Source organism: Spirillospora sp. NPDC046719, from assembly GCF_040645715.1.
Lineage (GTDB): Bacteria > Actinomycetota > Actinomycetes > Streptosporangiales > Streptosporangiaceae > Spirillospora.
Genome location: NZ_JBEYYT010000014.1, coordinates 36,296 through 56,506 on the forward strand (window position 1 = coordinate 36,296; position 20,211 = coordinate 56,506).

At 70.6% G+C, this 20,211-nt stretch carries 19 protein-coding genes; 11 read left to right on the forward strand and 8 right to left on the reverse strand.

What is annotated here, in order from left to right:
* Positions 1 to 112: 112 nt before the first annotated feature.
* The 8 genes from ABZ914_RS04465 to ABZ914_RS04500 all read right to left on the reverse strand — a co-directional run bounded on the left by ABZ914_RS04465 (position 113) and on the right by ABZ914_RS04500 (position 8,218).
* Entirely contained in the window at positions 113 to 1,294 is a 1,182-nt protein-coding gene (locus ABZ914_RS04465) for an acyl-CoA dehydrogenase family protein (protein ID WP_500191594.1), read from the reverse strand.
* 41 nt (positions 1,295 to 1,335) lie between these two features.
* A complete protein-coding gene (locus ABZ914_RS04470; protein ID WP_500191596.1) occupies positions 1,336 to 2,454 on the reverse strand; it encodes an acyl-CoA dehydrogenase family protein in 1,119 nt (372 codons plus the stop codon).
* 29 nt (positions 2,455 to 2,483) lie between these two features.
* Positions 2,484 to 3,263, reverse strand: a complete 780-nt coding sequence (locus tag ABZ914_RS04475; RefSeq protein ID WP_500191597.1) for an enoyl-CoA hydratase/isomerase family protein — start codon at positions 3,261 to 3,263, stop codon at positions 2,484 to 2,486.
* 11 nt (positions 3,264 to 3,274) lie between these two features.
* On the reverse strand, positions 3,275 to 4,030 hold the full coding sequence (locus ABZ914_RS04480; RefSeq protein WP_500191599.1) for an SDR family NAD(P)-dependent oxidoreductase: 756 nt from the start codon (positions 4,028 to 4,030) through the stop codon (positions 3,275 to 3,277).
* Positions 4,031 to 4,093: 63 nt separating this feature from the next.
* Positions 4,094 to 4,507: a Zn-ribbon domain-containing OB-fold protein gene (locus ABZ914_RS04485; RefSeq protein WP_500191601.1), complete on the reverse strand. Its 414-nt coding sequence runs from the start codon at positions 4,505 to 4,507 to the stop codon at positions 4,094 to 4,096.
* Positions 4,504 to 5,661, reverse strand: coding sequence for a thiolase family protein (locus tag ABZ914_RS04490; RefSeq protein ID WP_500191602.1), 1,158 nt, complete (start codon positions 5,659 to 5,661; stop codon positions 4,504 to 4,506). Before ABZ914_RS04490 ends, ABZ914_RS04485 begins: the two co-directional genes overlap by 4 nt.
* Before the next feature lie 31 nt (positions 5,662 to 5,692).
* A complete protein-coding gene (locus ABZ914_RS04495) occupies positions 5,693 to 7,267 on the reverse strand; it encodes an AMP-binding protein (RefSeq protein ID WP_500191604.1) in 1,575 nt (524 codons plus the stop codon).
* A 51-nt stretch (positions 7,268 to 7,318) separates the two neighbouring features.
* Positions 7,319 to 8,218: a crotonase/enoyl-CoA hydratase family protein gene (locus tag ABZ914_RS04500; RefSeq protein ID WP_500191623.1), complete on the reverse strand. Its 900-nt coding sequence runs from the start codon at positions 8,216 to 8,218 to the stop codon at positions 7,319 to 7,321.
* 105 nt (positions 8,219 to 8,323) lie between these two features.
* Between ABZ914_RS04500 and ABZ914_RS04505 the strand changes: the two genes are divergently transcribed.
* The 11 genes from ABZ914_RS04505 to ABZ914_RS04555 all read left to right on the forward strand — a co-directional run bounded on the left by ABZ914_RS04505 (position 8,324) and on the right by ABZ914_RS04555 (position 20,071).
* Complete coding sequence (locus ABZ914_RS04505) at positions 8,324 to 9,094, forward strand: enoyl-CoA hydratase/isomerase family protein (protein ID WP_500191605.1); 771 nt, start codon at positions 8,324 to 8,326, stop codon at positions 9,092 to 9,094.
* A gap of 60 nt (positions 9,095 to 9,154) precedes the next feature.
* A complete protein-coding gene (locus ABZ914_RS04510; protein WP_500191607.1) occupies positions 9,155 to 10,267 on the forward strand; it encodes an acyl-CoA dehydrogenase family protein in 1,113 nt (370 codons plus the stop codon).
* Between the two features lie 62 nt (positions 10,268 to 10,329).
* Complete coding sequence (locus ABZ914_RS04515; RefSeq protein ID WP_500191609.1) at positions 10,330 to 11,109, forward strand: electron transfer flavoprotein subunit beta/FixA family protein; 780 nt, start codon at positions 10,330 to 10,332, stop codon at positions 11,107 to 11,109.
* 58 nt (positions 11,110 to 11,167) lie between these two features.
* Complete coding sequence (locus tag ABZ914_RS04520) at positions 11,168 to 12,130, forward strand: electron transfer flavoprotein subunit alpha/FixB family protein (protein WP_500191611.1); 963 nt, start codon at positions 11,168 to 11,170, stop codon at positions 12,128 to 12,130.
* 59 nt (positions 12,131 to 12,189) lie between these two features.
* Positions 12,190 to 13,770: an AMP-binding protein gene (locus tag ABZ914_RS04525; RefSeq protein ID WP_500191613.1), complete on the forward strand. Its 1,581-nt coding sequence runs from the start codon at positions 12,190 to 12,192 to the stop codon at positions 13,768 to 13,770.
* A gap of 35 nt (positions 13,771 to 13,805) precedes the next feature.
* Positions 13,806 to 15,032 carry an acyl-CoA dehydrogenase family protein gene (locus ABZ914_RS04530; RefSeq protein ID WP_500191614.1) on the forward strand — a complete coding sequence of 409 codons (1,227 nt, stop codon included), beginning with the start codon at positions 13,806 to 13,808 and terminating at the stop codon, positions 15,030 to 15,032.
* 42 nt (positions 15,033 to 15,074) lie between these two features.
* Positions 15,075 to 15,896, forward strand: coding sequence for an enoyl-CoA hydratase/isomerase family protein (locus tag ABZ914_RS04535; RefSeq protein WP_500191616.1), 822 nt, complete (start codon positions 15,075 to 15,077; stop codon positions 15,894 to 15,896).
* A gap of 106 nt (positions 15,897 to 16,002) precedes the next feature.
* The gene (locus ABZ914_RS04540) at positions 16,003 to 16,446 is read left to right on the forward strand and encodes a Zn-ribbon domain-containing OB-fold protein (RefSeq protein WP_500191617.1); all 444 of its coding nucleotides are present in this window, start codon (positions 16,003 to 16,005) and stop codon (positions 16,444 to 16,446) included.
* Positions 16,443 to 17,594: a thiolase family protein gene (locus tag ABZ914_RS04545; RefSeq protein ID WP_500191619.1), complete on the forward strand. Its 1,152-nt coding sequence runs from the start codon at positions 16,443 to 16,445 to the stop codon at positions 17,592 to 17,594. Before ABZ914_RS04540 ends, ABZ914_RS04545 begins: the two co-directional genes overlap by 4 nt.
* A gap of 33 nt (positions 17,595 to 17,627) precedes the next feature.
* Positions 17,628 to 18,938 (forward strand): acyl-CoA dehydrogenase family protein, encoded by a 1,311-nt coding sequence (locus tag ABZ914_RS04550; RefSeq protein WP_500191620.1) that lies wholly within the window; start codon positions 17,628 to 17,630, stop codon positions 18,936 to 18,938.
* On the forward strand, positions 18,935 to 20,071 hold the full coding sequence (locus ABZ914_RS04555; protein WP_500191621.1) for an acyl-CoA dehydrogenase family protein: 1,137 nt from the start codon (positions 18,935 to 18,937) through the stop codon (positions 20,069 to 20,071). The genes ABZ914_RS04550 and ABZ914_RS04555 overlap by 4 nt, the downstream gene beginning before the upstream one ends.
* Positions 20,072 to 20,211 lie beyond the last annotated feature (140 nt).

Sequence of the window (20,211 nt, forward strand, 5' to 3'; positions counted from 1 at the left end):
CCGGCCCCCCCACCCCCGGTCTCCACCCCCTCGACCCCGCCCCCGCGGGCCGGCCGGGGGCGGGCGCGCGCCCCCCGCCGGCCCCGCCCCGCCGCACGGCTTTGGAGTCCGTTCACGCAGGCCTCGGATCCTTCGGGAGCCCGAGCACCTTCTCGCCGATGATGTTGCGCTGGATCTCACTCGCCCCTCCGTAGATCGTCTCGGCGAGCGAGAGCAGGAACGAGCGCTGCCGGTTGTCGAGCGCGTACCCGTCGCCGACGATCTGGCCGCTCGCCCCCGCGATCTCCATCGCGACGTGGCCCATCCGCTGGTGACGCGTCGAGGCGTAGAGCTTGGCCGTCGTGGCCTGGGCTCCGGGCGTGCGTCCCTGGAGGAGCTCGGCGACGGTTCGCAGGTTGGTGGTGCGCATGATCCGCACCGACATCCAGGCGTCCAGGACGGCTTTGCGGTGCATCGGGTCGGCGAACGCGCCCCGCTCGCGCGCCAGGTCGAGCAGCGCGTCCATCTCGCGTTCGAAGGTGAGTTGCAGCGGGAGGAGCGTCGCTCCCCTTTCGATGCCGAGCGTTCCCATCGCGGTACGCCAGCCCTGTCCGACCTCTCCGACCACCAGGTCCGCGCGTGTCCTGGCGTTGGTGAAGAACACCTCCGCGAACTCGTCCTGCCGGGCGAGGGAGCGGATGGGCCTGATCTCCACGCCCGGCTGGTCGGCCGGGACCAGGAGCATGCTGAGTCCCTTGTGCCGCCGGGACTCCGGATCGGTCCGGGCGAGTACATAGAGCCAGTCCGCGTGCATGCCGAACGTCGTCCAGACCTTCTGGCCGTTGATCACCCACTCGTCGCCGTCGCGCTCGGCCCTGGTGCGCACGGCGGCCAGGTCGGACCCGGCGCCCGGTTCGCTGAAGCCCTGCCCCCACAGCTCCTCGACGGCCAGGATGCGCGGCAGGAAGCGCCGCTTCTGCTCTTCACTGCCCATCGCCACGAGCATGGGGCCGAGCAGGTCCAGACCGTTGCCGGTGGCACGGTAGGGCGCTCCCGCCCGCGCGTACTCGTACTCGAAGACGATCTCCTCCAGCAGCCCCAGCCCCCGGCCGCCGTACTCGACGGGCCAGCCGAGACCGAGCCAGCCGCCGGCCGACAGCTCCTTGTCCCAGGCCAGCCGGACCTCCCAGGCCTCCTCGTCGGTCGGCCCGCCCACCCCGCGGTGCTCGGCGAACTCACCGACGAGGTGCTCGGCGAGCCAGGTGCGAACCTCGTCCCGGAAGTCGGTGACCTCCGGTCCGAACTGAAGTTCCATCACGGTTTCCTCCTCACGCGCCGTGGGGCCGGGCGCTGACGTCAGATGCCCAGCTCAGCGGCCAGGAGCGAACGATGATGAGCGGGAGTGCCCAGGAAGACCTCGGAGCTCTTGGCCCGCTTGAAGTAGAGGTGGGCGGGGTGCTCCCAGGTGAAGCCGATGGCGCCGTGGATCTGGATGCTGCCGCACGCGACCTGTGTGAAAGTCTCCGAGCAGTACACCTTCGCCAGCGCCGCCGCGGTACGGACCTCGGCATCGTCGTCCGCGTCGAGGGCCCACAGTCCCCCATAGGCGGCGGAGCGCGCCGACTCCAGCTCCGTCAGGAGGTCGGCGCACAGGTGCTTGATCCCCTGGTATGAGCCGATGGGCCGGCCGTACTGCTCGCGGACCTTGGCGTACTCGACGGCTGTGCCCAGGGCCGCCGCCGCACCACCCACCTGCTCCGCCGCGAGCAGAATCGCCGCGGTGGCCAGGGCCCGCTCGATCGCCGGCCAGGCCCCGCCCTCCTCGCCGATCAGCCGCGCGGGCGTGTTGAAGAACTCGAGCCGTGCCTGGCCTCGCGTCTGGTCGAGAGTCGGCAGCGCGGTCCTGGCGAGTCCCTGCGCGGCCGCGTCCACGGCGAACAGGCTGACGCCTCCCTCGGTACGGGCCACGACCAGGAGCAGATGGGCGAGGTGCCCGTCTGGGACGTAGGTCTTGGCGCCCGACAGAGTCCAGGTGCCGTCCCTTTCGGACGCGGCGAGCTGGACTCCCGCCTCGGTCCAGGTGCCGCCCTCTTCCGTCAGCGCGAGCGTCGCCACCGTGCTGCCTGCGCATATGCCGGGCAGGTAGTCCTTGGCGGCCTGCTCGTCGCCGCTGCGCAGGAGCGTCTCGGCCGCCAGGGCGACGGTCGCGAAGTAGGGGGCGCACAGCAGCGCGCGGCCCATCTCCTCGAAGACGACGCCGAGCTCGGCATAGCCGAAACCGGAGCCGCCGAGCTCCTCGGGGACTGCGAGCCCCTGCAGTCCGAGATCCTGGCCGAGCCGCCGCCATACCTCCGGGTCGTAGCCCTCGCCGCTCTCGGCGATCCGGCGCACGTCGGCCTCGGTCGAGTACCGTGCGAAGAAGGAGCGCAGGGTCGCGCGGAGCTCGTCCTGTTCCTCGCTGAAGCTGAAGTCCATGGTCGTGTCCCCTCGTCTCGTCCCGCGGTTCAGCGGCCCTGGAAGTCGGGCTCGCGCCGTTCGCGGAACGCCTTCAGCCCTTCCTCGCGGTCCAGCGTGGTGAACAGCGTCGACACGGCCTCCCGCTCGTAGCCGATCGCGGTGTGCAGTTCCATCGGGAGCCCGCGGTCGACGAGCCGCTTGCCCGCCTCCAGGGCCCGAGGCGCGCCGGCCGCAAGACGCGCGGCCAGCTCCAGCGCGGCCTTCAGCGCCTCACCGGGTTCGGCGAGCTCGTTGATGAGACCGATCTCGTGACCGCGCTCGGCGGAGATCGGCTCTCCGGTGAGGATCATCTGCTTGGCCACCGCCGGCGGTGCCAGCCGCGGGAGCCGCTGCGTCCCGCCGGCGCCCGGCAGGACGCCGAGCTTCATCTCGGGGACGCCCAGCCTCGCGCCCTTTTCGGCGACCCGCAGATCGCACGAGAGCGAGAGCTCGAAGCCGCCGCCGAAGGCGAATCCGTGAATCGCGGCGACCGAGGGCTTCGGGAACTCCTCCAACCGCGCGAAGACGTCCGTGGTGCGATGCACGAACGCCCGGAAGTCGTAGGGCGTCACGCACTGGGTGATCTCGTCGAGGTCCGCCCCCGCCGAGAACGCCCGGCCGGCTCCGGCGATCACCAGGACGCGCACCCGGTCGTCGCCGCGCAGCCGGTCCAGCTCGGCCTCCAGCCGGTCCAAGGTCTGCGTTCCGATGGCATTGAGCTTGTCCGGCCTGTTCAGCGTGAGGACGGCCACGCGGTCGCGCACGTCGGTCGTCAGGAAATCGCTCATCGGGGCGCCCCTCACACCATCGTCAGGCCGCCGCTGACCGACAGCGTCTGGCCGGTCATGTACGCGGCGTCGGCGGTGGCGAGGAAGGCGACGACGCCCGCGATCTCGGCGGGCTCGGCCGCGCGGCGGAGCGGGATGGCGCGGATCGTCGCGTCGTACATCTTCTGGCTGTAGTGCGCGACCTGCCCGAGGAGGGCGGTGTCGGTCGGTCCGGGGCACACCGTGTTGACGGTGACGCCGTTCCTGGCCACCTCGCGGGCCAGCGCCTTCCCGAAGGCGATCACGCCGCCCTTGGTGGCGGAGTAGACCGCCTCGCCCGACGACCCGACCCGCCCGGCGTCCGAGGCGATGTTGATGATCTTGCCGGCACCGCGCTCGATCATGGCGTCGAGGGCGGCGCGGGTCACCGTGATGGTGCCCCTGAGGTTGACCGAGATGATCCGGTCCCACTCCTCCTCGGTGCTGTCCACGAACCGCTTGATCACGTCCACCGCGGCGTTGTTGACCAGGACGTCGATCGGGCCGAGCCGGTCGGCGACCTCCGCCACCGCGGCACGGACCGCGGTCCCGTCCGAGACGTCGGCGGCCACGCCGGCCGTCGGGACACCGTGCCGCGCCCCGACCGAGGCGGCGGTCTTCGCGGCGGACTCGGCGTCCAGATCGCATACGCCGACGGCGGCGCCGCGGGCGGCCAGCGCGTCCGCGATGGCCGCCCCGATGCCGCGCCCGGCGCCGGTCACCAAGGCGACCCTGCCCTCCAGTTCCACGTCTCCTCCTGAACGTCGATGTGCCCGACACGGCACACAATACAGTTAAATGATTAAGAAGAGTTAATTGCCCGGTGCGCGAGAACTCGCCGGTACGAAGTACGGCAGCGTGATCGACTCGTCCAGGGGGCGGAACGCCACCTCGACCGAGAGTCCGATCGCCACCTCGTCCGGCTCGATGTCCACGACATGGGAGAGCAGGGTTCCGCCGTCGTCCAGATCGATCACGGCGAGGGCGAACGGGACGTCGAAGCCGGGCCCCGGCGCCCGGTGGACGACGGTGACCGCGTACACCACTCCCCGGCCGCTCGACGGCTCGTAGCTCCACGCCGCCGACATGCAGTTCGGGCAGACGGGCTCCGGGACGAAGAACCTCGTTCCGCAGTCCCCGCAACGCGGGATGACGAGTTCGCCGCGGCGGGCGCCCTCCCAGAAGGGCTGCGACAGCTCTGTGGGCACGGGTATCGGCCGGGTCATCGGTCCTCCCCCAGGATCGCCATCTCGTAGTGCTGGGCGCCTGAGCCGGCATTGCCGACCAGCGCCAGGCTCGCGCCGCCGATCTGGTGGACCGCTGTTCCGCGGATCTGCCGGACCGCCTCGACGACCTTGAGGGTCATCTGCTGGGTACCGTTCCACGCGTACGACAGGCACCCGCCGTCGGGGTTCACGGGATGCTTCCCGTTCAGGCCGATGGCCCCGCTCGCGACCAGCGGACCGCCTTCGCCCTCGGCGCACACTCCCAGGGCCTCCATCTGGCGGATGACCTCGAAGGAGTTGGGGTCGTACAGGGAGAAGACGTCGATGTCGTGGGCGGTGATCCCCGCCATCGCATAGGCGCGGGACGAGGCGTCCCGGCCGATCTGGCCGACCTCCCGGTAGAGGGCCGGGTTCGCGTAGGCGGCCTGGTGGTACTCCATTCCGCCGCCGAGCACGGCGACGGGAGTGGCCGGCAGGTCCCGCGCGCGCTCTGCGGTCGTCACCACGAACGCCGCGCCCCCCTCGCCGACGATGCAGCAGTCGAGCAGGTGGAAGGGGGTCGCGACCATCCGCGAGGCGAGCACGTCCTCGACCGTGTAGGGGCCCCGCCCGTACATCATCGCCTCGGGATTGGAGGACCCGTTGTTGCGGATCGTCGCGGCGACCTCGGCGAGCTGCCGGGAGGTGGTGCCGTACTCGTGCATGTGGCGCGCCGCGACGAGCGCGAACTGGGCGACCACATAGGAGCCCCAGACATCGGTGAACTCCAGAGGGGCGCCGGCACCCACAGGGGCGTTGGCGGGTCCCCGCGAAACCAGCCGGCAGCCTCCCACCACGACGGTGTCGGCGTACCCGGCGGTGACGGCGGACGCCGCCTTGAGCAGACCTCGCGCGCCCGAGTTGTCGAGCATCGAGTCGCTCGTCCAGCGCAGGTCCCTGCCGAGGGCCCGGGCCCAAGAACTGCCCTCTCCCTCGACGCCTCCGGGGCCCGGCCAGTCGAGCTGGGCGCCGTCGACGTCCGCGGCGGTGAGCCCGGCGTCCGCGAGCGCGCCACGGACCGCCTCCAAGGCGAGGTCCATCGCGCTGCGGCCGGGAAGGGACAGCGCCTGCTCGGTCGCATGGATCCCGACGATGACCGCTCTTCTCGGCGTCATCACGCCTCCCTGATCGTGACGGTCGTCCGCATCAGCGCCCGGCTCCGAGCGAGTCGGTTCCGGGATAACCGCCGCCTCCGAACCGCTCGTCGAGCGCGTCGTAGTCCTTGGCGCCCGCGCCGGTGCGGGGGATGGCGTCGACGAACTCGACGGTCTTGGGCTTCTTGTACGAGGCGATGCGCTCCCGGCAGTGCTCGATCAGTTCCTGAGCGGTCACCGTGGCGTCCTGGCCCAGGACGACGACGGCCTTGACGTCCTGAGCCCAGCGCTCGTTCGGAACGCCGATGACGGCGGCCTCACGGACCGCGGGGTGGGACTCCAGGCAGTTCTCGACCTCGGCCGGGAAGATGTTCTCGGCGGCGGACTTGAGCATCCTCGTCGTGGTGCCGAGGAAGCTGATGGTGCCGTCGGCCTCCCTCCGGCCGAGGTCGGTCGTGTGCCACCATCCGAACCTGAAGCGCTCGGCGTTGATCTCCGGGCGGTTCCAGTACCCCAGGTGCACCAGATCGCCGCGCACGCAGATCTCGCCGGCCTCTCCGACCGCGCACTCCTTGCCGTCACCGTTCAGGATGCGGACCATGGCGAACGGGCCGGGCCGCCCGGCGTTCCCGGTGCCGGCGCCGCCGGTGGCCTGAGTGACGGCGAGACCGGTGACCTCGGTCTGCCCGTACGCGCGGCCCTCGCCGCCGCCGTTCCGGGCGAACCGGCTCGAGTCGGTGGTGGCCATGCCGTCCCACAGCTGCGGCGCGATGGTGGCGCACAGGAACGACAGGTCGTGGCCGGCTTCGCGGTTGAGCTCCACGATGCGCACGATCGTCGGCGGCATCAAGTAGGCGTGCGTGCACCGTTCACGGACGAGAAGCGGAAGCAGCTGCTCGGGATCGACACGGCGCACCACCACGTTCTTGCCGCCCTGGACGAACACGGGCATGCCGTAGAGCTGGTAGTTGCCGATGTGGAACATCGGGCCCGCGTTGAGGAAGGCGGACTCCTGGCCGATGTCACCAAGCCAGGCTCCGTTGACGCCCATCGTCAGCAGGTTGCGGTGCGAGAGCATCGATCCGCACTGGCGGCCGCTGATCGCCGCCGTGTAGATGACCATGAGCGCGGTGTCGGGGTCGACGTCGCGCCCCGGGTCGTCCGCCGAGCCCGAGGCGAGGAAGCGCTCGTACCCGTCCTCGTCCGCCTCCGCGCCGTCGTGCCGCAACCATAGGGTCTTGCGGTCGGCGGTCTCGGCGCGCGCTTTCGCGACGGTCTCCCCGATCTCCTCCTGCTGCCAGACGACCACCTTCGGATCGAAGTCCTCGATGGCGAAGACCATCTCCGGGGCGGCCCAGCGCCAGTAGCCGGGGCAGACCATGGCGCCGATCTTGGCCGCCGCGCCCAGGAGTTCGTAGACCCGGAAGGAGTTCTGGCCGAGCCAGAGGATCCGGTCACCGGCGGTCACCCCCGCGGAGGCGAGCGCGTTGGCGAGCCGGTTCGTCCTGGCGTCGAGCTCCGACCAGGTGAGGCGTAGGTCGCCGTCGACGAGCGCGTCGGAGTCGGCGAAGGAACGGCGATGCTCGCGGATCACATCGCCGAAGGTCATGTGGCGGTTCGTGGTCACTGGCACTCCTGTGGAGGGTTCGGGGCGCTACAGAAGAAATATATAGCTAAACTATTTATCTAGATGCGGTGCATTGGCATTGCTGTCGGCGTCCAGCGGACGGAAGCCCTCGTCGCGCCACCACGGATAGACCGGGGGCATGTCCGTGCTCACAGAGCCGGGGAAGCGCGGGGGCCGCTTCTCCAGGAACGAGGCGACCCCTTCGGCCGAGTCGGGTCCGCCGCCGATCTGGCTCATGATCCGCGAGTCGAGCCGGTGCGCCTCCATCGGATGCGGGGCGCCCAGCATGCGCCACATCATCTGCCTGGCCAGCGCCACGGAGACCGGAGCGGTGTTGTCGGCGATCTCTCTCGCCATGCGGCGCGCCTCGGGCAGCAGATCACCCGGTTCGTGCACGGACAGGACCAGGCCGGCCCCGCGGGCTTCCTCAGCCCCGAAGAGCCGGCCTGTGGCGACCCATTCCATCGCGCGCTGGATACCGACCGCACGCGGCAGGAACCAGCTGGCGGCCGACTCCGGCACGATTCCGCGCCGGGCGAAGACGAAGCCGATCCTCGCCTCGGTGGAGGCGATCCGGATGTCCATGGGCAGGGTCATGCTCGCCCCCACGCCGACGGCGGGCCCGTTGATCGCCGCGATCACGGGTTTGACGCAGGCGAACAACCGCAGTGCCACCTTCCCGCCGATGTCACGGTGCCAGGCGCCCGCCTCGCGATGGTCGAAGGAGCCGCCGCCGGCGCTGACGTCGGCGCCGGCGCAGAAGCCCCGGCCGGCGCCCGTCACGATGACCGCGCGCACAGCGTCGTCGCCGTCCGCGCGATCGAGGACGGCGAGCAGATCCTCCATCATCTGCGGCGTGAAGGAGTTCAGGCGGTCCGGGCGGTGCAGCGTCACCGTCAGGATCCGGTCCTCCAGGTCCGCCAGCACGGTCTCGTACTCCCGCCGGAGCATCTCGCCCACACGCACCCCTCGCCTGCATCGAAGCATCGACTTCAGTATATTTAGTTAGACCATTCAACTATGCTTCCCATTACGTGGCAAGCGCATGGAGGTGCGATGTACGGCCTGTCCCCCGACCTGGTGGTGACCGCCCATGGAGCGGTCCGGCTGGTCGAGCTCAACCGTCCCGACCAGCTGAACTCCGCAAGCGAGGGCATGCACACCGCGCTGGCCGAGGTGTGGGACCGCATCGCCGCCGATCACGGGGCCCGGGCGGTCGTGCTGACCGGTCGTGGCCGCGCGTTCAGCGCGGGCGGGAACTTCGAGGTGATGCGGAGGGTCCAGCGCGACGAGGCCTTCCGGCACCAGAACGTGGTCGAGGCGCGCCGGATCATCACCGGGATGGTGCGCTGCCCCGTCCCGGTCGTTTCGGCGGTCAACGGACCGGCCGTCGGGCTCGGATGCAGCCTCGCCCTGCTGAGCGACATCGTGATCATGGCGGAGAGTGCGCACATCGCCGACCCGCATGTGCAGGTGGGCCTCGTCGCGGGTGACGGCGGCGCTCTGGTCCTGCCGTTGATCGTCGGGCTCGCGCGCGCCAAGGAATTGCTCTTCCTGGGCCGCAAGGTGAACGCGCAGGACGCGGAGCGCCTCGGCCTGGTCAACTCGGTCGTCCCCAAGGAAGAGGTGGTGGACGAGGCGATGAAGCTCGCGCAGCGTCTGGCGGAGATGCCCGCCCAGGCGCTGCGCGACACCAAGCGAGCGGTGAACCTGCACCTGGAGCAGGCGATGTCCGCCGGTCTGGAGGCCGCTCTGACCGCCGAGCGGGAGAGCATGCACTCCCCCGAGCATGTGGCGCTCGTGGACAAGCTCCTGGCGAAGGACTGAGACCGACCGTCAGCCCCGCTCGCAGGGCCGTCTTCCGGCCCCGACCCCACAGGAGTGATCATGGACTTCGCCTTCGACGAGACCCAGGAGGACCTGCGCCGGGCGGTCCGCGGCTTCCTGGCGAACGCGGCCTCCGAAAGCGAGACCCGCCGGGCCATGGAGACCGAGGCCGGCTATGACGAGGCCGTCTGGCGGCGCATGGGCGCGGAGCTCGGCCTTCAGGGACTCGCCGTGCCCGAGGAGTACGGTGGCGCCGGCGCCGGGCCCGTCGAGGTCGGGCTCGTCATGGAGGAGATGGGTCGCGCGCTGCTGTGCGCCCCCTTCCTCTCGTCAGCGGTGCTCGCGACGACGGCCCTTGTCCGCAGCGAGGACGAGCAGGCGCGTGCCGAGCTGCTGCCGAGGCTGGTGTCCGGAGATCGAGTGGCCACCCTGGCCCTGACCGAGGATTCGGCCCGCTGGGATCGCGAAGGCGTCGCGCTCACCGCCCGTCCCGCCGGAGACGACTGGCTGCTCGACGGCCACAAGACCTTCGTCCTCGACGGCGCCGCCGCCGACGTGATCCTCACGGTCGCACGGCTACCGGAGGGCACCGGAGTCTTCCTTGTCGACGCGGGCGCGGACGGCCTCACCAGGACGGCTCTGCCCACCCTCGACCCCACCAGGCACCAGGCCCGTCTTGAGTATCGGGGCGTGGCGGCGCGCCGGCTCCAGACGGCAGGGGACGGCTGGGATCTGGTCACCGTCGTCCTTCAGCAGGGCATCGCCGCCCTGGCGGCCGAACAAGTCGGGGCGGCGTCCCGCGCCCTCGACATGGCCGTGGAGTACGCCAAGGTCAGGCATCAGTTCGGGCGTGCGATCGGGTCGTTCCAGGCCGTCAAGCATCTGCTGGCCGACGTGCTGCTGGAGGTGGAATCGGCGAGGGCCGCGGCCTATGCCGCACTCCTCGCCCTGCAGGAGGGCGACGAGGTGCCGGCGGCGACGAGCCTGGCCAAGGCGTTCTGCTCGGAGGCATGCCTGAAGGCCACCGAGTCCAACATCCAGGTCCACGGCGGGATCGGGTTCACGTGGGAGCACCCGGCCCACCTGTACTTCAAGCGCGCGAAGACCTCGCAGCTCCTCTTCGGCGACCCCGCCCTGCACCGCGAGCTGCTGGCCCAGGCCATCGGCGTCTGAGCCGCCCTGCCCGTCGCGACCGGGCCGGCCTTATTCACTCACTCATCCGAAAGAAGCCATCCATGAAGATCGTGGTGTGCGTGAAGCACGTCCCGGACGCGGACTCCGAACCGCGTTTCGCCGACGACGGGACGACCGACCGGCAGGCCGTCGACTCCGTCCTGTCCCCGCTCGACGAGTACGCGGTGGAACAGGCCCTTCGAATCGCCGCGTCCCATGAAGGGTCCGAAGTGACCTTCGTGACGATCGGCCCGGGCGGGGCCAAGGACACCCTGCGCAAGGCCCTGGCCATGGGCGGGGACCGCGCCGTCCACATCACCGACGACGCCGTCCGCGGTACTGACGCCCTCGGCACCTCTCTCCTCCTGGCCGAGGCGGTCAGGCGGCTGGGCTTCGACCTGGTCATCTGCGGCATGGCGTCGACGGACGGCGCCATGGGAGTGGTTCCGGCCATGCTCGCCGAGCGTCTGGGCGTCCCCGCCGTCACCTACCTCGACGAGGTCGGCCTCGACGGCACCACAGTGACGGGGCGCCGCGAGAGCGACCTCGCCACCGAACGGCTGGAGGCGAACCTCCCCGCCGTCGTGTCGGTGACGGACCGCACCGACGAGGCCCGCTACCCGTCCTTCAAGGGGATCATGGCCGCGAAGAAGAAGCCCCTGGAGACGCTCGGCCTCGCCGATCTCGGCGTCTCCCCGGACCGCGTGGGCCTTTCGGCCGCCTGGTCGGCCGTGGACACCGCTACTCGCAGGCCGCCCCGGTCCAAGGGCGAGATCGTCACCGACGAGGGCGACGGCGGCACGAAGCTCGCAGACTTCCTCGCCGCCAAGAAGTTCATCTGAGACCCAGGGCGCACGGACCGCATGCCCGGGCGGCGCCCTTTGAAGGAAAGCAGGAACCGTGGGAGAAGTACTCGTTCTCGTCGATCACGCAGCCGGAGTGGTGCGCAGGCCGGCGCTGGAGTTGCTGACGCTCGCGCGACGGCTGGGAGAACCCTCCGCCGTCGTCCTCGGCAAGGGCGCTGAGGCCGCGGTCGCCGCGCTCGGAGAGCACGGCGCGGCCAAGGTCTACATCGCCGAGGCTCCCGAGGTCGACGAGCACCTCGTGACGCCCGCCGTGGAGACCCTCGCCTCGATCGCGCAGCAGTCGCGTCCGGACGCGATCCTGCTCGCCTCCGGGCTCGACGGCAAGGAGACCGCCGCCCGGCTCGCGGTGCGGCTGGAGTCGGGGCTCATCACCGACGCGGTCGACGTCACCGCGGGAGACGGCGGCGTCCCGGTCGCCGAGGTGTCCGCCTTCGCCGCCGCCTACCAGGTGACGTCCCGGGTGACACACGGCGTGCCGATCATCACGGTCAAGCCGAACGCGACGGCGCCCGAACCGGCCCCGACGACCCCGCTGGTGGAGCGACTGGCCCCTGCCTTCTCCTCGGCCGCGAGCGCGGTCCGCGTCGTCGAGCGCACGCCCCGGGAACGGTCGGAACGTCCCGACCTGGCCGAGGCCGACGTCGTGGTGTCCGGTGGCCGTGGTCTGCGGGAGGCGAAGAACTTCGAGCTGATCGAGAAGGTGGCCGACGCGCTCGGCGGCGCGGTCGGCGCCTCGCGCGCCGCGGTCGATTCCGGGTGGTACCCGCACGGCCACCAGGTGGGGCAGACCGGCGTGCAGGTGTCACCGGGGCTCTACATCGCCGCCGGGATCTCCGGTGCCATCCAGCACCGCGCCGGAATGCAGACCAGCAAGACGATCGTGGCCGTCAACAAGGACCCCGAGGCACCGATCTTCGAGCTGGCCGACTTCGGCGTCGTCGGGGACCTCTTCACGGTACTGCCGCAGCTTCTCGAGGAGATCGAGCGGCGCGCGTGACCCTTCGGCCGCCGCCCGGGCGGCGGCCGGCCCTGACTTCGAGCCCGCCGGGAGGAACCGTGTATCCAGGGACTTTCGCCAAGACCAGCCCAGAACGGCCCGCAGTGGTGATGGGCGGTTCCGGCGAGGTCGTGACCTACCGCGACCTCGACGCCCGCTCCAACCAGATCGCGCATCTGCTCCGCCGCCAGGGGCTGCGGCCCGGTGACACGCTCGCGGTGCTGAGCGAGAACCGGCCGGAGGTCTTCGATCTCGCCTGGGCCGCCCAGCGCTCGGGCCTCCAGTTGACCATGGTCAACCACCACCTCACTCCCGAGGAGTCGGCTTACATCGTCGCCGACAGCGGCGCCAAGGTGGTCGTCGCGACGAGCGCGCTGGCGAAGACCGCGCACGGGCTCTCGCCCGACCGGGTTCCGGCCGTCGAGCGCCGGCTGCTGATCGGCGAAGCGACGGTTCCCGGGTGGGAGCGGTACGAGGAGGCCGTCGAAGGTTTGCCCAGCACACAGATCCCGGACGAGTGCGAGGGCGACATCATGCTCTACTCATCCGGGACGACGGGACGCCCCAAGGGCATCCGCCGAGAGGTGACCGGCACGCCCATCGGCAGCTATCCCGATGTGCCGGGCCACTGGCTCCGGGAAACCCTCGGCATGCGACAGGGCGACGTCTACCTGTGCCCGGCCCCTCTTTACCACGCGGCGCCGCTGGCCTGGTCGATGGCGTGCCATCGCTCGGGGACGACGGTGGTCGTCATGGAGCGCTTCGACGCCGAGCAGGCGCTCCGGCTCATCGAGCGGCATCGGGTCACGCACAGCCAGTGGGTGCCGACCATGTTCGTCCGGCTGCTCAAGCTGCCGGAGACGATCCGGCACCGTTACGACCTGTCGAGCCTGCGCTGGGCCGTGCACGCAGCCGCGCCCTGCCCCGTCCCGGTCAAGCAGAAGATGATCGAGTGGTGGGGCCCGCTGCTGTACGAGTTCTACTCGGCCACCGAAGGCATCGGCGCCACGGCGATCACGTCGGAGCAGTGGCTGCGCAAGCCCGGCTCGGTGGGGCGGCCTCTGATGGGAACACCTCACGTTCTCGATGAGGACGGCCAGCAGGTGCCGGCCGGGGAGGTCGGCGTCGTCTGGTTCGAGGGCGGCACGCCGTTCGAGTATCGGGGCGACCCCGGTAAGACGGCCGCGGCGACCGATCGGCGCGGGTGGCGGACGGTGGGCGACATGGGCCGGCTGGACGAGGACGGCTACCTCTACCTCACCGACCGCGCCACCAACATGATCATCTCCGGCGGCGTCAACATCTATCCGCAGGAGGTGGAGAACGCGCTGGTCCTCCACCCCGATGTCGCCGACGCCGCGGTCCTCGGCGTACCGGACGAGGAGATGGGCGAGCAGGTCAAGGCCGTCGTCCAGCTGGAGAACGGGAGCCGTGCCGACCACGGCACCGCCGAGCGGCTGTTCGAGCACTGCCGCGCGCAGCTGGCGGGCTACAAGTGCCCCCGCTCTCTGGAGTTCACCCGCGACGAACTGAGGAGCCCGGCGGGCAAGGTCCGCATCGGGCCGCTGCGAGAGCGGTTCGGGTCGGAGCCGGGCCCGTTCCTCAGGGGCACCGGCCCAGCGGCCAACCCCTCACGATAAAGTACAATTATCTAACTACTAGAAGGGGCCGGGCCGTGGACATCAGCTACCCTCCCGAGGCCGAGGAGTTCCGGGCGGAGGTCAAGGACTTCCTCTCGGCGCATCTGCCCGCCGACTGGGCGGGCATCGGCGCGCTGGACGAGGAGCCGGCCTGGGAGTTCGCCCGCAAGTGGCGCACCCTCCTCGCCGAGCACGGCTACCTGTCGATCGCCTGGCCGGAGCAGTACGGCGGACGGGGACTCACCAAGCTCCACCAGGTCGTCCTCATGGAGGAACTCGCGCTGGCGGGCGTCCCGTTCGGGCTCCCGCACGACACGTTCGGCGTCAAGATGCTGGCGAACACCCTTCTGCGGTGGGGCACGGAGGAGCAGAAGGCGCATTTCCTGCCTCGCATCCTCAACGGCGACGACGTCTGGTGCCAGGGATACTCCGAGCCCGGTGCCGGATCCGACCTGGCGTCGCTGACCACCCGCGCCGACAGGGACGGCGACGAGTGGGTCATCAACGGGCAGAAGGTGTGGACCTCCGGCGCCCACCAGGCCAACTGGATCTTCGTACTGGCGCGCACCGACCCTGACGCCTCCAAGCACCGCGGGATCTCCTTCCTGCTGGTGCCGCTCGACCAGCCCGGCGTGGAGGTTCGCCCGTTCCGCATGATGAGCGGCCAGGAGCATTTCAACGAGGTCTTCTTCACCGGAGCCCGGACCCGCGCCGACCTCGTCGTGGGAGCCGTGAACGACGGCTGGACGGTGGCGCAGAGCCTGCTGGGCGTGGAGCGGGGCGAGGAGGCGGCGACCAACCCGATCCTCTTCAAGGCCGAACTGCAGCGCCTGATCGAACTCGCCCGGGCGTACGGCAAGGACACCGACCCGTTGATCCGGCAGCGCATCGCCTGGTGCTGGTCGAAGGTCGAGATCATGCGCTTCCTCGGCTACCGGATCCTCACCGGCTGGCTGAAGGGCGCCCAGCCCGGCCCCGAGTCCTCCATCGCCAAGCTCTACTGGAGCGAGTACCACCTCAAGGTCACCGAGCTGGCGATGGACATCATGGGCATGCACGCCCAGGTACCCACCGGGAGGCCGCCCCTCCGGACCTACCGCACCGACGACCCCGGCGCGGCCAACTCTTCGGGCTCCTGGTCGGCCACCTATCTCATCGCGCGCTCGGGGACCATCTACGCCGGAACCTCGCAGGTCCAGCGGAACATCCTCGCCGAGAAGGTCCTCGGCCTTCCGCGCGAGCCACGACCGGCCCAGCCCTGAGCGCACGTCTTCTCCCCCGCCGCACCGATATTTAGGAGTGCCATGTCCGACCTGTACGCGCGCTTCACCTCCCTGAAGTTCGAACGCCCGGCGCCCGGCGTGCTGCGACTCGTCCTCGACGCGCCCAACCTCAACGCCGTCGATCCGCGGATGCACGGCGAGCTGGCCGACATCTGGCCGGTGATCGACCGCGACGAGGAGACCCGGGCCGTACTGGTGCAGGGGGCGGGGAATGCCTTCTCGGCCGGAGGCACGTTCGACTCGATCGAGCGCATGACGGAGGAGCACGCGGTGCGCGTGCGCGTCATGCGGGAGGCCCGCGACATGGTCTACGGGGTCCTGAACTGCTCGAAGCCGGTGATCTCCGCCATCCACGGCCCGGCGGTGGGAGCCGGCCTCGTGATCGGCATGATGGCCGACATCTCGGTCGTCGGACGCACCGCGAAGATCGTGGACGGGCACACGCGCCTGGGCGTCGCTGCGGGCGACCACGCCGCCATCTGCTGGCCGCTCCTGTGCGGGATGGCCAAGGCCAAGTACTACCTGCTGACCTGCGAGTCGCTCTCCGGCGAGGAGGCCGAGCGGATCGGCCTGGTGTCCAAGTGCGTGGAGGACGACCAGGTCCAGGCCGAGGGGCTGCGGCTCGCCACGTCCCTGGCCGCGGGCGCCACCAGCGCCATCAGCTGGACGAAGCGCTCCCTCAACCACTGGTACCGCAGCGCCTCCCCGATCTTCGAGGCGTCGCTCGGGCTGGAGTTCCTCGGCTTCGCCGGGCCCGAGGTCCTGGAGGGCGTGGCCTCGCACCGGGAGAAGCGGCGCCCGGACTTCGAGGCGGTCGGCCGGAAGAACCCTCTGGACCTCTGATCAACATTTCTCGATAAGAGAAGAACTAATTTACATATCTAACTGATTCCGGATACGCTGCGGCCACGGCATGCGCCGGCCCGGCCCGGAACGAATGGAGTGGCCGATGACGAAGACCAAGCCCGTCGCCGAGGACCTGTTCACCTGGCCCTCCGACGAGCCACGGCTGATCGGCTCCCAGTGCGCCGAGTGCGGACTGGTCGCCTTCCCCGCCGCCGACCAGTGCGCCCGCTGCGGCGGTACGGAGGCCGAGCGGCGACTGCTCTCGGACCGGGGGACTCTCTGGACCTTCACCACACAGGGCTTCCGTCCCCCCTCCCCTCCCTACGACGGCAATGACACCGCCGACTCCTTCCAGCCGTACACCGTCGGCTACGTCGAACTCCCCGACGAGGTCCTGGTCGAGGCCAGGCTCACCGAGCCCGATCCCGAAGCGCTGAGCATCGGGCAGCCGATGCGCATGGTCGTCGTCCCCTACAGCGTCACCGACGACGGCACCGAGATCCTGACGTTCGCGTTCGCGCCGGCCGGCGCCACTGAGGAGGCATGATGGAAGCGGTGATCATCGGCGTGGGGCTGCACCCCTTCGGCCGTTTCCCCGGCAAGTCGGCGATGGACATGGGAGCCGACGCGGTGCGGCTCGCGCTGGCGGACGCGGGCGTGCGGTGGCCGCAGATCCAGGGCGGCTTCATCGGCAGCCTCGAGGTCGCCAACCCGGACGCGATCGTCGGCCGCCTCGGCCCGACGGGCATCCCCCTGCGCGGCGTCTTCAACGGATGCGCGACCGCCGGAACGGCGATCTCCATGGCGGCGAACGCGATCGAGAACGGCGAGCACGACATCGCCATCGCCATCGGCATGGACAAGCACCCGCGCGGCGCGTTCGCGGCCGACCCGTCGGTGGCGGGCCTCCCCGACTGGTACGGCCAGACGGGGATGTTCCTCACCACCCACTTCTTCGGCATGAAGATCAACCGCTACATGCACGACCACGGCATCACCGAGCGGACACTCGCCCGGGTCGCGGCGAAGAACTTCCGCAACGCCTCCGGCAACGAGAAGGCGTGGCGGCGAAAGCCGCTGTCGGAGGAGGAGATCCTCGCCTCGCCGATGCTGAATTACCCGCTGCGCCAGTTCATGTACTGCGGTCCCGACGAGGGCGCCGCCGCCGTCGTGCTGTGCCGGGCGGACCAGGCGCACAAGTACACGTCCAACAAGCCCGTGCGGGTACGGGCCAGCGTGCTGCGCAGCCGCAGGCTCGGGGCGTTCGAGGTGCAGAGCCCGGCGATGCCCGCCGGGGAGCATGCGCCGAGCCCGACCGTGGACGCCTCCCGCGCCGCCTACGAGGCCGCGGGTATCGGGCCCGAGGACATCGGCATCGCCCAGTTGCAGGACACCGACGCCGGCTCGGAGATCATCCACATGGCGGAGAACGGGCTCTGCAAGGACGGGGAGCAGGAGCGGCTCATCGCCGAGGGCGCGACCGAGCCCGGCGGTCGCCTGCCGGTCAACACCGACGGAGGCCTGATCGGCAACGGCGAGCCGATCGGCGCCTCGGGGCTGCGGCAGATCCACGAGGTCGTGCACCAGCTCCGCGGTACCGCCGGGTCCCGCCAGGTGCCTGGAGCGCCCCGGGTCGGCTACACCCACCTGTACGGCGCTCCGGGCGTCTCCGCCGTCACCATCCTGTCCACCTGACCTCGGGTCGACGCACAGTTCAGGAACGCATCAATGGCTCATGAAACGCACGCCGACGCCGGCGATCTCGCCTCGTTCAGCGCCGAGGTCCGGGCGTTCCTCGACGCGCACGCACCCGGCGGCGCCGCGCGCGAGGACAAGGCCGGGACGTTCGTCTGGGGCACGGGCGACGACCGGATGGCCTACTTCAGCTCCGATCCGCCAGAAGAGGAGCAGCGCAAGCTCGAAGAGGCCCGCGCCTGGCAGCGCACCAGATACGAGAACGGCTTCGGCTGGATCACCGGCCCCGCGCGGTACGGGGGCCGCGACCTCACTCCCGTGCACGACATGGTCTACAACGCGATCGAGGCCGAGTACGACGTTCCCGACACCGGCGTCCTCAGCGTCGTCGGCCTCGGGATGATCGGGCCGACGATCCTGGCCCACGCCCGGGACGAGATCAAGGACCGGTGGCTGCCCGCGATGTACCGGGGCGAGGCGATCGCCTGCCAGCTGTTCAGCGAGCCCGAGGCCGGCTCCGACCTGGCGAGCGTGCGGACGCGCGCCGTCCGGGACGGCGACGCGTGGGTCCTGAGCGGGCAGAAGGTGTGGACGTCCGTCGCGCACCACAGCAGACTGGGACTCGCGCTGGCGCGCACCAACCCGGACGCCCCGAAGCACAAGGGCATCACCGCCTTCCTGGTGGACATGACCCTCCCCGGAGTAGAGGTCCGGCCGCTGCGGCAGATGACCGGCGGAGCGGACTTCAACGAGGTGTTCCTCAACGAGGTCCGAGTGCCGGACGACCACCGGCTCGGAGAGGTCGACGGCGGGTGGACGGTGGCGCTGACCACCCTGATGAACGAGCGCGCGACGGTCGGGGGCGACAACGGCGGTCCCGCCGCGGCGGCCCTGACGCCCGAGCGGCTCTACGCGGTCCTGCGGGCCAGCTGGACGCTCGACGACCGGGCGGTACGTGCGCAGGTGGCGGAGCTGCTGGCGGACGTGATGGCGACCGAGCATCTCAACACGCGCGCCCTGCGCGGCATGCGCGCCGGCGTGACGCCCGGGCCGGAGATGTCGGTGTCGAAGCTGATGTACACGCAGAACCTCACGCGCGCGGCCCACCTCGTGACGGACGTGTTCGGTCCCCGTGCCGTCGCCGACTCGGGCGAGTGGGGAACCTACGCCTGGTCGGAGCTCCTCCTGGCGACGCCCGCGCTGCGGATCCTCGGCGGAACGGAGGAGATCATGAAGAACATCCTCGCCGAACGGGTGCTCGGCCTCCCCAAGGAACCGGGGATCGACACCAGGTCGCCCTTCCGCGAGCTGCGCCGTTCGGGAACCGGAGAGGGGACGGCATGACCGGCATCACCGAGCTCTCCGAACCGGAGCTTCACGAACTGCGATCGTCCGTGCGGGACTTCCTGGAGGCCAAGTCCTCGGAGGAGGCCGTTCGCAAGGTGGTCGAGACCGACCTGGGGTACGACCCGCAGGTCTGGTCGCAGATGGCGGAACAGCTGCGCCTCCCCGGGTTGATCATTCCCGAGGAGTACGGCGGGGACGGATTCGGCCAGGTGGCGCTCGGCGCCGTCCTGGAGGAAACGGGCAGAGCCCTGCTGTGCTCTCCGTTCTTCGCGACGGTCGTCCTCGGCGCGCAGGCCCTGCTCGCGTCCGGCGACCGGGACGCGTGCGCGACGTACCTTCCCGGCATCGCGCAGGGCAGGACGACCGCCGCGCTAGCGGTGGCCGAGAGGACCGGCGCCTGGGATCCGGTACAGATCGAGACGCGTGCGCTCCGGCGGGGCGATGGAACCGCCGGGTGGGAGCTGACCGGTACCAAGTCCTTCGTGATCGACGGCGCGTCGGCCGATCTCCTCCTGGTGATCGCGCGGACCACCGCGGGACCGTCGCTGTTCGCCGTGGACCGCGGTGCCGTCGGCCTGACCGCGGAACCGCTGGAAACCCTCGACACGACCAGGAGGATGGCCCGCCTCCGTCTCGACGGCACGCCCGCCCGGCTGGTCGGCACCGACGGAGCCGGGGGCCGCCTGATGGCGCGCATCCTGGACCTGGCCGTGACCGGGCTGGCCGCGGAGCAGACGGGCGGAGCCGAGCTCTGCCTGGAGAGCGCCACGGCCTACGCCCGCACCCGCGTCCAGTTCGGCCGCCAGATCGGCAGCTTCCAGGCGGTCAAGCACAAGTGCGCCGACATGCTCGTCCAGCTCGAACTGGCCCGTGCCAGTGCCCGCGAGGCCTCCGTCATCGCCGACAAGGGCGACGAGACGACCTTCGCGGTGGCGGCGAGCGCCGCGCATGTCTGCTGCTCACGGGCCTACATGTTCGCCGCGGCGGAGAACATCCAGGTGCACGGCGGGATCGGCTTCACGTGGGAGCACCCCGCGCACCTGTACTTCCGGCGGGCCAAGTCCTCGCAGCTCCTCTTCGGGGGCCCGCACGCGTATCACGAGCGCTTCCTGGAGCGTCTCGGGTTCTGATTCCCGTGCTCCTCAACGGCCCGCCGCGCTGGCGGCGGGGCGGTTGCGTGCCAGCCCGCCGCGCCGGGGTGCGGATCCACGGGTGTATGCGTCGCCGGCGGCCGGGCCCCCCCGGTCGCGCGACGCCGGCGTGGGTGCGC